The 12,699-nt window shown below is 67.7% G+C and carries 13 protein-coding genes and 1 tRNA gene; 11 read left to right on the top strand and 3 right to left on the bottom strand.

Annotated elements, in window-relative coordinates; translation table 11 throughout:
* The first annotated feature begins 36 nt into the window (after positions 1–36).
* Positions 37–963 carry a LysR substrate-binding domain-containing protein gene (locus ACN6PJ_RS05855; RefSeq protein WP_427994954.1) on the top strand — a complete coding sequence of 309 codons (927 nt, stop codon included), beginning with the start codon at positions 37–39 and terminating at the stop codon, positions 961–963.
* Between the two features lie 8 nt (positions 964–971).
* Here ACN6PJ_RS05855 and ACN6PJ_RS05850 read toward each other — a convergent pair whose 3' ends face one another.
* A complete protein-coding gene (locus ACN6PJ_RS05850; RefSeq protein WP_427994953.1) occupies positions 972–1,409 on the bottom strand; it encodes a universal stress protein in 438 nt (145 codons plus the stop codon).
* A gap of 162 nt (positions 1,410–1,571) precedes the next feature.
* Positions 1,572–1,659: transfer RNA gene (locus ACN6PJ_RS05845), tRNA-Ser, on the bottom strand.
* Between the two features lie 123 nt (positions 1,660–1,782).
* On the opposite strand from ACN6PJ_RS05845, the gene ACN6PJ_RS05840 reads away from it, so the two are divergent.
* The 4 genes from ACN6PJ_RS05840 (at position 1,783) to ACN6PJ_RS05825 (ending at position 5,176) form a co-directional block, all read left to right on the top strand.
* Positions 1,783–2,760: an NAD(P)H-quinone oxidoreductase gene (locus ACN6PJ_RS05840; RefSeq protein WP_427994952.1), complete on the top strand. Its 978-nt coding sequence runs from the start codon at positions 1,783–1,785 to the stop codon at positions 2,758–2,760.
* Positions 2,761–2,892: 132 nt separating this feature from the next.
* The gene (gene tpiA, locus ACN6PJ_RS05835) at positions 2,893–3,639 is read left to right on the top strand and encodes a triose-phosphate isomerase (RefSeq protein ID WP_043543637.1); all 747 of its coding nucleotides are present in this window, start codon (positions 2,893–2,895) and stop codon (positions 3,637–3,639) included.
* 21 nt (positions 3,640–3,660) lie between these two features.
* Positions 3,661–4,137 (top strand): preprotein translocase subunit SecG, encoded by a 477-nt coding sequence (gene secG, locus ACN6PJ_RS05830; RefSeq protein WP_427994951.1) that lies wholly within the window; start codon positions 3,661–3,663, stop codon positions 4,135–4,137.
* Between the two features lie 133 nt (positions 4,138–4,270).
* A complete protein-coding gene (locus ACN6PJ_RS05825; RefSeq protein WP_427994950.1) occupies positions 4,271–5,176 on the top strand; it encodes a MurR/RpiR family transcriptional regulator in 906 nt (301 codons plus the stop codon).
* Here the strand turns inward: ACN6PJ_RS05825 and ACN6PJ_RS05820 are convergent, their stop codons facing one another.
* Positions 5,177–6,016 (bottom strand): HAD-IIA family hydrolase, encoded by an 840-nt coding sequence (locus ACN6PJ_RS05820; protein WP_427994949.1) that lies wholly within the window; start codon positions 6,014–6,016, stop codon positions 5,177–5,179.
* Positions 6,017–6,247: 231 nt separating this feature from the next.
* Between ACN6PJ_RS05820 and ACN6PJ_RS05815 the strand changes: the two genes are divergently transcribed.
* The 6 genes from ACN6PJ_RS05815 to ACN6PJ_RS05790 all read left to right on the top strand — a co-directional run bounded on the left by ACN6PJ_RS05815 (position 6,248) and on the right by ACN6PJ_RS05790 (position 12,692).
* The gene (locus ACN6PJ_RS05815) at positions 6,248–7,183 is read left to right on the top strand and encodes a phosphate/phosphite/phosphonate ABC transporter substrate-binding protein (protein WP_427994948.1); all 936 of its coding nucleotides are present in this window, start codon (positions 6,248–6,250) and stop codon (positions 7,181–7,183) included.
* A 23-nt stretch (positions 7,184–7,206) separates the two neighbouring features.
* Complete coding sequence (locus tag ACN6PJ_RS05810) at positions 7,207–8,031, top strand: phosphonate ABC transporter ATP-binding protein (RefSeq protein WP_427994947.1); 825 nt, start codon at positions 7,207–7,209, stop codon at positions 8,029–8,031.
* Entirely contained in the window at positions 8,028–9,032 is a 1,005-nt protein-coding gene (gene phnE, locus ACN6PJ_RS05805; protein WP_427994946.1) for a phosphonate ABC transporter, permease protein PhnE, read from the top strand. The genes ACN6PJ_RS05810 and phnE overlap by 4 nt, the downstream gene beginning before the upstream one ends.
* Before the next feature lie 86 nt (positions 9,033–9,118).
* Entirely contained in the window at positions 9,119–9,298 is a 180-nt protein-coding gene (locus tag ACN6PJ_RS05800; protein WP_427994945.1) for a hypothetical protein, read from the top strand.
* 36 nt (positions 9,299–9,334) lie between these two features.
* A complete protein-coding gene (locus tag ACN6PJ_RS05795) occupies positions 9,335–11,590 on the top strand; it encodes a phosphocholine-specific phospholipase C (RefSeq protein WP_427994944.1) in 2,256 nt (751 codons plus the stop codon).
* A gap of 160 nt (positions 11,591–11,750) precedes the next feature.
* The gene (locus tag ACN6PJ_RS05790; RefSeq protein ID WP_427994943.1) at positions 11,751–12,692 is read left to right on the top strand and encodes a LysR substrate-binding domain-containing protein; all 942 of its coding nucleotides are present in this window, start codon (positions 11,751–11,753) and stop codon (positions 12,690–12,692) included.
* Positions 12,693–12,699: the final 7 nt, after the last annotated feature.

Below are 12,699 nucleotides of genomic sequence, written 5' to 3'. Positions count from 1 at the left end.
TCTAAAATCAATCAATCCCGCCCAGAGATAAATGATATGAATAGAATTGATATCGAATCGACGGATCTGAACCTGCTGAAGGTCTTCGAGGCGATCTATGACGAAGGCGGCGCGGGCCGCGCCGCCTTGCGTCTGGGCGTGACGCAGTCGGCCGTCAGCGCGGCGCTGGGCCGCCTGAGGGCCCTGTATGGGGACGCCCTGTTCACCCGGACGGGCCGGGGGCTGGCGCCGAGCCTGCGCGCGCGCGAGTTGCGGCCCGTCATCGGCGAGGCGCTCGACAAATGCCGTCAAAGCCTGGCGCTGGCGCGGCCGGGCGCGGCGGACTTCGCCGGCCGCTCCGTGACGCTGGGCCTGTCGGACGATTTCGAGATCGCGCTGGGGCGCGAGGCGATCGGCGCCCTCGCGGAAAGCGCGCCGGGCCTGCGCCTCATCTTCCGGCAGACCCACAGCCGGCTGGCGGCGGACATGCTCATGGCGCGGGAGGCTGATCTGGTGATCGCATCGGGCGGCCTGGCCTCGCAGGCCTTGCAACGCGTAACGGTCGGGCAGGGCGGCTATGCCTGTCTGTTGGATCCCGCGAGCCTGGCGCCGGGCCAGCAAACCCTGTCCGTGGCCGAATTCGTCCGCCGCCAGCATGTCCTCGTGTCCTCGGGCGGTTTCATCGGCGTGGTGGACGAAGTGCTGCACGGCCTGGGGCTGACGCGCCGCGTGCTGGCCGCCACCACGCATTTCTCGGCGCTGGCCTTCCTGCTGCGCGGAGGCGATTCCGTTTCGACGCTGCCCACGCACGCGGCGCGCGGCCTGGCCGCGGCCACCGGCCTGCGCATGCTCCCCTGCCCGATAGCCATGCCGGGCTATGCCATCGAAATGGGATGGCGGGGGGACGCGCTGCGCGACGAGGCGGTGGCGGCGGTCAGGCGCAGCGTGCTGGGCGTGCTGGAAGGCTACGATTGGGCGGATTAGCGCCGGTTTCAGCGGTACACCATCACCGGCAGCGTGGAGTGCGCCAGCACTTTCTGCGTCTGGCTGCCCAGCAGCATGGCCGCCATGGCGCCATGGCCCCGCGACGACATGGCGATCAGGTCGCAGCCCTGGGTCATCGCCAGGTCGATGATCGCCTGGTAGGGGTTGTTGCTCTCGCGCATTTCCGTCGTGCAGGCCACGCCGGCGGCTTTTGCCCGGGCCGCGGCATCCGCCAGGTAGGATTGGGCCAGGTCGCGGGCGTGGCGTTCGTATTCCGTGCGCACGCCTTCCAATTGCACGGTTTCCATGGAAATCGTCTGGAAGGGGCTGTAGACCGTCAGCACCGTGACGCTGGCGCCCAGCGCGCGGGCCAGGCCCAGGCCTTGGTCCAGGCCGGAATAGGCCAGGGCGGATCCATCGATGGGGATGAGTATGTGCTTGTACATGACAACCTCCTGAGGGTGAGGAGGGCGCGCGAGTCCGGGCGCCCTCCGAGGAGCGTGAACAGCAGCAGCACAATCAATACTACCCCTTGCGGGGACATTCCGGGGCATGGCGGAAGGCCAAATGAAAAAGCCCTTGCGGCGCAAGGGCTTGATTCCATATCTTGGCGGAAGCGGTGAGATTCGAACTCACGAACGGTTGCCCGTTGCCGGTTTTCAAGACCGGTGCAATCGACCACTCTGCCACGCTTCCGGGTCGTGCATGGACCGCGTATCCTCCGGCAATCCGGCCATCTGGCAAACAATCCGCCCGACGCGGACGCGATCCGCAGTAAAGGGCGCAATAATAATCCATTTGCTGCAAAGGAGGCACGCGATGCACGCCGTAGAAATCTCTCGCCCCGGTGGCCCCGAGGTCCTGGTCCCCGTGGAGCGGCCCACGCCGGAAACCGGCGCGGGTGAAGTCCTGATCAAAGTGAGCGCCGCGGGCGTCAACCGCCCGGACGTCTTCCAGCGCAAGGGCAACTACGCCCCGCCGCGCGGCGCCTCGGACCTGCCGGGGCTGGAAGTGGCCGGCGAGATTGTCGGCGGCGACGTCGCCGGCAGCGGTTTCGCCGTGGGCGACAAGGTCTGCGCCCTGGTGGCGGGCGGCGGCTACGCGGAGTACTGCGTGGCGCCGGTGGAGCAATGCCTGCCCATCCCCAAGGGCCTGTCCGACATCGAGGCCGCCGGCCTGCCGGAAACCTATTTCACCGTCTGGAGCAACGTGTTCGACCGCGGCCGCCTGTCCGAGGGCGAGGCCCTGCTGGTGCACGGCGGCGCCAGCGGCATCGGCACCACGGCGATCCAGCTGGCCCGCGCCATGGGCCACAAGGTCTACGCCACGGTGGGCAGCGACGACCGGGCCCGCGCGGTGGAGGCCCTGGGCGCCGAGCGCGGCATCAACTACAAGACCCAGGACTTCGTGAAGGAAGTGCTGGACGCCACCGGCGGACGCGGCGTGGACGTGATCCTGGACATGGTGGCCGGCGACTACATCGCCCGCGACATGCAGTGCCTGGCCGACGACGGCCGCATCGTCATCATTGCCCAGCTGGGCGGATCCCACGCCAACGTGGACACGGCCCAGGTCATGCGCCGCCGCCTGACCATCACCGGCTCAACCTTGCGTCCCCGCCCGGTCGCCTTCAAGGGCGCCATCGCTCGCGCCCTGCGCGAGCAGGCCTGGCCGCTGCTGGAAAAAGGGGCCATCAAGCCCATCGTGCACGCCACGTTCCCGCTGGCGGAAGCCTCCCGCGCCCACGCCATGATGGAAAGCGGTGAAAACATCGGCAAAATCATCCTGACAATGTAAGAATCGCGCGGCGCTCGGCGTAGCGCCGCGCAACAGGATACAATCACGGGTTTCGCCTGGAATTTTTTCCAGGCAGGCCCGTGGGCGCTTGCCGTCCGCAATTCCTCTAGGCCCCTCTCTAGACAATTCGCCATGACTTCAGTCGAAAACCGCGCCCGCCTCGTGCTGGGCAACTGGAAGATGCACGGTAACCTGGCCGAGAACGCCGCGTTGCTGACCGAGCTGCGTGCCGCGGATGCTGCGAGCCACTGCGAAATCGGCGTCTGCGTTCCGTTCCCGTACCTGGCGCAAGCCGCTTCGGCCCTGACCGGAAGCAGCGTGTCCTGGGGCGCGCAGGACGTCAGCGCGCACGACAAGGGCGCCTACACCGGGGAAGTCTCCGGCTCCATGCTGAAGGAGTTCGGCTGCCGTTGGGCCCTGGCCGGCCACTCCGAGCGGCGCGTGCTGCATGGCGAAACTGACGAAGCCGTCGCCGCTAAGGCCCAGGCCGCCCTGGCCGCCGGCCTGACGCCCGTGGTCTGCGTCGGAGAATCCCTGGCCGACCGTGACGCCGGCAACACCCTGGCCGTGATCGAGCGTCAGCTCAAGCCCGTGCTGGCGCTTGGGGCCGAAGCCGTGTCGCGCATGGTCCTGGCCTACGAGCCGGTCTGGGCCATCGGCACGGGCCGCAGCGCCAGCCCCGAGCAGGCGCAGGAAGTCCACGGCGCCATCCGCGCCGCCTTGCGCGCCCTGGGCGCCGGGCAGGTGCAAGTGTTGTACGGCGGCAGCGTCAAAGCTGCCAACGCCGCCAGTTTGTTCGCCATGACTGATATCGACGGCGCCCTGGTCGGCGGCGCGTCGCTTGTGGCCGAAGAATTTCTGCGAATCGCCGCCATCTAAGTTTCCGTTCCGGAGTCTGCAATGCCCTTGATGCTCAAACTTCTGCTGGCCGTCCAAGTGATATCGGCGCTGGCTATCATCGTCCTGGTCCTGCTGCAGCAGGGCAAAGGCGCCGACATGGGGTCCGCTTTCGGCAGCGGCTCGGCCGGCAGCCTGTTCGGCGCTACCGGCGCGGCGAACTTCCTGTCGCGCGCAACCAAGTGGGCGGCCGTCGTCTTCTTCGCGTCCACCGCCGGCCTGGCCTATGTCAGCCACAAGGGGTCGACCAGTTCCGCCGTCGATTCCGGCGTGATGCAGAGCTACCCGGCCGACCGTTCGGTTCCCCAGGTGCCGGGTTCGGCGCCCGCGACGCCGTCGGGCGCCTCGTCCGTGCCGGGCGCCGCTTCGGTTCCCGCGGCGCCGGCCAAGCCCGACGCGTCGGTGCCCTCGGCCCCGGCGGCGCCCGCCGCTCCGGCTCCGGCCGCGGGCGACAAGCCGACGGAAACGCCCGCGAAGTAATCCCCAGCAAACGAAAAGGCCGGCGCATGCCGGCCTTTTTTCATCGTCGGATCTCCCGGGAAGAAACCCTTCGCCGGGCGGGCGGGTAAGGTATCGTTGCGTTCGCCTCCGCTTCCCCGATCATCGACCCGCCATGGCTACATCCAAACGCTCATCCCGAACCTCGTCCGCCGCCGCCGATGCGCAACGAGGCTCGCCGCAGGCCATGCTGTCGCGCATCCAGAGCCTGCTGCCGTCGATGGGGGCGGCTTCGCAGCGCATCGGCGAATTCGTCATCCGCCATCCCGCCGAAGTGGTCCACATGTCGGTGAGCGAAGTCGCGGAACGCACCCAGTGCAGCGAAGGCAGCGTGGTGGGCTTTTGCAAGCTGTTGGGCGCCACGGGCTTCCAGCAATTGAAGATCGCGCTGGCGCAGCAGATCGTGCAGCCGGTGCAGTACATCCATGAAGACCTGGCCGCCCAGGATACGCCGGGGCAGGTCATCAGCAAGATTTTCCACAGCAATATCCAGACCTTGCAGGAAACCGAATCGGTGCTGGACGTGGCGGCGCTGTCGGCGGCGGTGGAGCTGATCCGCGGCGCTCGCCGCGTGGAGATCTACGGGATCGGCAGTTCGGCGGTCATCGCCCACGACGCGCACTACCGCATGTTGCGCATCGGGCTGCATGCCACGGCCGTCACCGACTCCCACGTGCAGGCCATCAGCGCGTCGCTGACCGGGCCCGACGTCGCGGTGCTGACCATTTCCCACTCGGGCAGCACGCATGAAACCGTGCTGGCGACACGGCTGGCCAAGGAAGCCGGCGCGCGCACGGTTTGCATCACCAATTTCGGCAAATCGCCGATCCAGGAATACGCCGACGTGGTGCTGCACACCATGTCGCGCGAGACCCGCTTCCGCACCGAGGCGATGACCAGCCGGCTTGCCCAGCTGGCCATCATCGACACCCTGATCGCCTGCCTGGCCCTGTCCGATTACGACAAGGCCGTCTCCACGCTGCGCAGCACCTTCGACGTGCTGTCGAACAAGCGCTACTGATCACCGATCGCCCTCGATGCCCGCCGGCAGTTCATGCCGGCGCGCGCATGCACTATCGAGCAGGCCGGCCACGTCCGGGGCATCCGCGTGGGGCGCATTGCCGACCAGCAGATACCCGATGCCCAGACGCACCGCGCCCAGCGCATCGGTGCGCACGTTGTCGCCGATGACCGTGGTGTCGGCCGGCGTCAGGCCCAGCCGGCGCAAGCCTTCCTCCAGCAGCAGGGCGCCAGGCTTGCCGAGCACCTGCGGCCGCGCGCCGGGAGCGCAGGCCAGCACCGACTGCAGCAGCGCGCCCGTCTCGGGAACGACGGCCCCTTCCGGACCGGGGTGGGTGAGGTCGCCATTGCTGACCATCAACGCCGCCCCTCGCGCAAGCTCTCGCGCCAGGGTCTGCAGCGTGCCATAGCCAAAGGCCAGATCGCGCGCCAGCAGCACGATGTCCGCGTCGCGGGACACCAGCGCCAAGCCCAGGCCGGCGGCGCAGGCGCGCAGCGCCTCCGAGGCGCAGAGCATCAGCCGGGCGCCTGGATGCTGGCGGGCGATATGGCGCAAGGCCTGTTCTCCCGCCAGGACCAGCGCTTCGGGCGGCACCGGCAGACCCATCGCCCGTAAGCGCGGCGCCAGGCCCGCCGCCGTATCGGTGGAGTTGTTGGACACGATGACATAGCGCTGCGCCCAGCGAGTCAGCAATTCGCTGGCGCCGGGTATCACTTCATGTCCGCGTACCAGGGTCCCGTCCAGATCGAGGATCAGGCCGCGCGAGCGCGCGGTCCAGGGCGGTTCGGCGGCAGGGGCTTGCGGGGAGGACGGGCGGGGAGTGCAGGCAATGCGGGTCATGGATCGGCGAGGAGGCGTCGAAGCGCGTGCGGGTTGAGGGAGCGGGCGCCCGCGACGATTCGGGCACACCCGGCGGCTGTGATTCTATCTGAATAAAATTCAAAAATTCATTTTTTTGATTTGAGAAATTTTCATTTGCCTGTCATGTGCGGTGACTAATCTGCGTTCCGGAATCGGGGGCAGCGCTTCTTGCGCCCCGATCGCAATTTCTCCAAGACCAGGAACGACCCAATGAAAATCCGCACCTGCGCGCCCGCCCTGGCGCTGCTTTCCCTGCTGGCCGCCGCGCCTTCCGCGCAAGCCCAATCCCTGGCCGACGGCTCGCAACAGCGTCCGCTGCGCGTGCTGCTCATTCCCGCCGATGGCGGCACCGAGTCGGGCACCAAGGCTGACTACGCCCCGATCTTCAACGCCATCACGCGCAGCACGGGCCTGCATTTCCAACTGACGGTGGGCCAGTCCTACGGCGCCGTGGTGGAAGGCATGTGCAACCAGTTGGCGGAGGTCGCATTCCTCGGCCCGGTTTCCTACGTGCAGGCGCACGAGCGCCAATGCGCGCAATTGCTGGCCGTGGGCGTGCAGAAGGGCGAATCCGCCTACTACGCCGCGATGTTCGCCAAGGCGGATTCGCCGATCGATACGCTTGCCGACCTGAAGGGCAGGCGCGCCGCGTTCGGCGACGTGAATTCGGCCTCCAGCTTCACCTTCCAGGTGGCGTCCATGATCAAGGACGGCATGGACCCGGCCAAGGACCTGGCGGCGCTGCAGCTGACCGGCAGCCATGCCAGCACTCTGGCCGCGCTGGTGCAGGGCCAGGTCGACGCGGCCGCGCTGTCGTTCGATTCCTTCGACAAGGCCGTGCGCCAGGGCGCGGTGGATCCGAAGTCCGTCAAGGTGATTTTCAAAAGCGAGCCCATTCCGTACCCGCCGCTGGCGATGAACACCAAGCTGCCGGAGCCGCTCAAGGCCACGCTCAAGCAGGCATTTTCGACGGTGCACCAGGCGCCCGGCGTGACCCCTGACATGGTGCGCGGCTATGGCGGCGCCAAGCTCGACCGCTTCGATACCGAGTTTTCCGAGGCGCAGTTCGCCGGCCCCGCGTCGAAGATGGCCCTGCTGACGGACGCGATCAAGAGCGAAATCCTGCAGAAGGCGGCACAGCGGTGATCGCCGGCGCAACGGAAATGGACATGCTGCGCTACGAATCCGTGGGCATGCGCTACGCCGACGGGACCACCGCCCTGGAATCGGTTTCGCTGCGGGTGCCGCGCGGCCAGTTCTGCGTGGTCCTGGGCGCGTCGGGCGCCGGAAAATCGACCTTGCTGCGCATGGCCAACGGGCTGACCGCGCCGACACGGGGCGAGGTGTGGGTCGATGGCACGCAGGTGCAGGCATCGTCGCTGGCGGCCGTTCGGCCCCGGATCGGCATGGTGCATCAGCACTTCAACCTGGTGCCGCGCGCCACCGTGGCGACCAACGTGCTGTCCGGCGCGCTGCCCGGCCTGCCGGCATGGCGCGCCTATCTGATGCGCTTTCCGGCGGAGCTGCGCGAGCGCGCCTGCCGGCTGGTGCGCGAGGTCGGCCTGCAACCCGAGCACCTGCGGCGCCGGGTGAGCGAATTGTCCGGCGGCCAGCAACAGCGCGTGGGCATCGCCCGCGCCTTCATGCTGGCGCCCGCCGTGCTCCTGGCCGACGAACCCGTGGCCAGCCTGGACCCGCGCATCAGCCGCGATATTCTGGAACTGTTGCGCAATCAGGCGCGGGAACGCGGCGCGACCGTGCTTTGCAGCCTGCACCAGGTCGATCTGGCGCGGGAATTCGCGGACCGCATCGTTGCCTTGCGCCACGGCCTCATCGTGTTCGACGGGCCGGCCGGCCAGTTCGATGAAGCGACTGCCCGCGCGCTGTATCAGGCCGCGCGGCCGACGGGCGCCGCCATGTCTCCCGGGCCGGCGAGCCCGCGCGCCGCTCCATCGATACGGCCGGTGGCGCTGTCCGCGGGAGGCGCGCAATGAACGCCCACGCGGAAAACGCCGCATGGCGCCTGGCGCCGCCCTATGGCGCCCGGGCGCTGCTGATCGCATGCGCGGCGCTGATGCTGTTCCTCTACACCGGCCAGCGGGTGGAAATGGGCCGCATGGCGGCGCTGACCCTGGATGGCGCGCTGGCCGCGGTCGGATTGAAGGAGCGTTCCCAGGTCACGTCGGGCCTGCGCTCCTTGGCCGGCAACTTGTTCCCGTTGCAGATTTCGTATCGCACGGAGACCTCGCGCATCGAAGGCTTCGATCCTGAAAGGCTGCCCTGGCTGTCGCGCGTGGAAACCGCGCAGGTGACCGAAAGCCGGCTGAATCCGCACACGCTGAAAATGGAAGACGAGGCATCCACGCAGACCTACCTGGTGGAACCGCTGGGCTATCTGTGGCGGGTGGCGATCAAGATGGTCGAGACCTTCGAGATCGCGATCTGGGCGACGCTACTGGCCGTGCTGGGCAGCGCGCCGCTGGCCTATTGCAGCGCGCGCAACTACGCGCCCAACCGGCTGCTATACGTAGCGGCGCGGGCGGCGGTCAGCATGTTCCGCGCCATGCCGGAACTGATCTGCGCGTTGTTCCTGGTGCTGGCCTACGGCTTCGGCCCGATTGCCGGGGTGCTGGCGCTGGCCATTCATTCGATGGGATTCCTGGGCAAGTTCTACGCCGAGGATATCGAGACGGCAGACACGAAGCCGCAAGAGGCGCTGGCCGCGATCGGCGCCAGCAAGCCGCGCGTGCTGGCCTACGCGGTGCTGCCGCAGGTCATGCCCAAGTTCACCGGCTACACGCTGTACATCCTGGACCGCAACGTGCGCATGGCCACGGTCGTGGGACTGGTGGGGGCGGGCGGCATCGGGCAGGAGCTGAAAGGCCGCTACGACATGTACCAGTACGCCCACGTCGGGACCATTCTCGCCGTGATCTTCATCACCGTGTTCCTGCTGGACCAGGTTGCCGCGCGGTTGCGGCGCCGCTTGAGCTGAGCCGGCGCGGCGGCCTGCCCGGCGGCCGCGCCCCGATAGGTTTCCCGCCGGGCCGACCCGGCAACGTTCCCTGACCAGGAGTTTTCATGACCCCGTACTTTGCACTGGGCCGCGCCCTTGTTGCGGCCATCGCCCTGAGCCTGACCCTTGCCGCTTGCGGTGGCGACGACGATTCGGATGACGACACGGCCTCGCCGCCCGGGACCGGGCAGCCCGGGCAGCCCGAGCCTCAGCCGCCCGCGCCGCAACTGCGCTGCGCGCCTTGAACGTCGTTCCGTCCAACCCAACGCATGAGTCGCCCCATGACCAAGACCCGAATTTCCCATTCCGCCAGCGCGTCCCCGTCCTTGCCGGGCCGCCGCCAGTTCTTCCGCGCATCGGCCCAGGCGGCCGGCGCGCTGTCGGCGATGGCGTTGCTGCCCGCCTCCATCCAGCGCGCGCTGGCGATTCCCGCGGCGGTCGACAGCGGCACGATCAAGGACATCAAGCACATCGTGATCCTGATGCAGGAGAACCGCTCGTTCGACCACTACTTCGGCACCATGCGCGGCGTGCGCGGCTTCGGCGACCGGTTCCCGATTCCGCTGGCCAGCGGCAAGTCGGTGTTCTTCCAGCCCGATCCCAACGGCGGCCAGGACATCCAGCCCTTCCGCCGCGATTCCCGGACCAGCAACGCGCTGATCGGATCGGGCACGCCGCACAATTTCCCCGACCAGCAGGCGGCCTGGAACCAGGGGAAGATGGACCAGTGGATCCGGTTCAAGAACCAGGCGACCATGGGCTTCTTCATGCGCGAGGATATTCCGTTCCAGTTCGCGCTGGCCGACGCATTCACGGTGTGCGACGGCTATCACTGTTCCATCCTGACCGGCACCGATCCGAACCGCATCGTGTTCTGGTCGGGCGCCAACGCCAATCCCGAACTGCGCAAGCAGGGCATCAATTGCACGGACACCGATTCCGAACCCGTCAATTCGCGCTGCTGGCCCAGTCCCTCCAACTGGGTGGCGGGCCGCGCGCAGGAGGCGGATGGCTCCGGCCAGATCGACCCCGTGACCGGCGCCTACAACTACAAGTACAAGAACAGCCCCTTCAAGTGGGACACCTTGCCGGATCTGCTGCAGCGCGCCGGCGTCAGCTGGCACATCTACCAGAACATGAACAACAATTGGACGGGCGCCATGCACGGCTGCCTGGCCTTCCAGAGTTTCCGCACCGCGCAGCCGGGCTCGCCCCTCTATGAACACGGCCTGACGGGAGGCCCCGAAAAGAACGACGGCGCCGTGAATTTCCTGGCCCAGTTGAAGCAGGACGTAGCCAATGGCACATTGCCGGAGGTGTCGTGGGTGTTGCCCACGCAGGCCCTGGCCGAGCACCCGGGCAGCAGCGAAGGCGTGGCCGGCGCGGCCGACTTCATTGCCGACGTGCTGGACGCGCTGACCGCCAACCCCGACGTCTGGAGCAAGACCGCGCTGTTCGTGACTTTCGACGAGAACGACGGTTTCTTCGACCATGTGGCGATGCCGGCCGTGCCGTCCTATGACGCCAACGGCGTATTGATGGGCAAGTCCACCGTGCCGCTGGAGGGCGAGTATTTCGATGCCTCCGTGGGCAACTATCTGAAGGCGGAAGACACGATCACCGGCAGCATCCGTCCGTGGGGCCTGAGTTCGCGCGTGCCGATGTACGTGGTGTCGCCGTGGAGCAAGGGCGGCTGGGTCAATTCGCAGGTGTTCGACCACACCTCGCTGGGTCGGTTCCTGGAGCAGCGCTTCGGTATCCAGGTCGATGCCATCAGCCCGTGGAGCCGCGCGGTCTGCGGCGACCTGACCACCTGCTTCGACTTCGCCAACCCGAACGATCCAGCCGTTCCCAAGCTGCCCGACACGAGCAACTATCCCGCCATCAATGCGGCCCAGAAACTCCTGCCGACCACCGCGGTGACCCAGGCGCCAGCCATCCCGCAACCGCTGTACCAGGAAACCGGAACGCGGTTGTCCCGCGCGCTGCCCTACGAACTGCACACCAGCGCCCGGCTGGGCCGGGACGGCGCCGTGGAGCTGCTGTTCAGCAACACGGGCGACGCCGGCGCCGTGTTCCATGTCTACGACAAGCGGAATCTGGACTTGATCCCGCGACGCTACACCGTTGAAGCGGGCAAGACGCTGTCGGACACCTGGACCGGCGGCGACTACGACCTGTGGGTCTACAGCAGCAACGGCTTCGTGCGGACCTTTGCCGGCAACACGCAGCGTGGCGCGGCTCTCGAAGTGCAGGTCTGCTACGAACCGGCGGGCAGCGCCCTGTACGTGAAGGTCTTCAACCGCGGCGCGGCCCGCCTGCTGGCCACGTTGCAGTCCAACGCCTACCGCACGGATGGCCCCTGGACCCTGGCGGTCGAGCCGGGCGGGGTGGCGGAACACCATTGGTCCATCAAGGAAAGCGGCAATTGGTACGACTTCTCCGTGACCGCCGAAGGCTTCGAGCGCCGTTTCGCCGGACGCATGGAGAACGGCCGTCCGGGAGTCAGCGATCCGGCCATGGCGCTTCATCTGTGATCCTCCAGGCGTGAGCGGGCCGGGCGCGCATCGGGGGGCGCGCGCCCGGCCGGGGGGCGGATACCAGTAGTGAGGCCGGGCCTGCGATAATGCCGCTTGCGCGGCGGCCGGCGAGGGATTGCAGGCCGCCGCCAGCACAGGCATACCCCGGATCGGCCCCATGGAAAAGCGTTTGATGCCATCGATGATGGCGCTCCAGTGTTTCGAGGCGGTGGCGCGGCACATGAGCTTCACGCGCGCCGCCGAGGAACTCCACATGACCCAGAGCGCGATCAGCAAGCAGATCGCGCAGCTGGAGGCGCTCCTGCGCAATCCGCTCTTTCTGCGGGTGCGGCGCCGCCTGCAGTTGACGCCCGCCGGGGCCTTGTACCAATCGGAGGTGCGGGCCATCCTGAACCAGGTGGATATGTCCTCGCGCTACATCCTCACCTACGGCAGCGAGACACAGGTCCTTACCATCGGCACCCAGCCCACGTTCGGCGCGCGCTGGCTGATCCCGCGGTTGCAGCGCTTCATGTCCGCGCATCCCGGCATCCAGGTCAAGGTGCGCAGCGAAACCCGGCCCTTCGACCTGATGCAGGCCAAGATCGACATTTCTTTTTTCTTCGGCCACGGCACCTTGCCCGGCGCCCAGTGCCGCGAACTGTTCGAGGCGGAGGTGGTGCCGGTCTGCGCGCCCGGCTTCCTGCCGGGGGACCGGGTGGACAGCCTCGAGGCGCTGAGCGGGCAGGCGCTGATCCAGTGCGCTTCGCGGCCCGAGGCCTGGCACGACTATTTCTCGCGCCAGCATTTCCAGTCCGACCGCAGCTACCACGGCGCCCGTTTCGACACCTTCTATATGTGCGTGCGCGCGGCGGAAGGCGGCTGCGGCATCGCCCTGACGCCGCGGCTGCTGGCCGAAGAGGAGCTGCAGGCCGGCAAGCTGGTGATTCCCTGGGGCTACGTGCAGCCCAGCGACGGCGCGTACTTCGTCGCCTATTCGGAGCATTCGGCGGAGGTCCCGAAGATCAAGCAGTTCGTCGCCTGGGTGGAGGAAGAGGCCGCGCAGAAGCGCGCCCTGGACGCCCGGCGCGCGCGGTCCATGAAAAAACGGACTGATTAAGCCGATT

The sequence above is a fragment of the Achromobacter sp. genome (genome assembly GCF_050285585.1).
In the GTDB taxonomy this organism is placed as follows: domain Bacteria; phylum Pseudomonadota; class Gammaproteobacteria; order Burkholderiales; family Burkholderiaceae_B; genus Achromobacter.
Note: the sequence above shows the minus strand (reverse complement) of the source record. Positions and strands in the feature narration are given on the sequence as shown.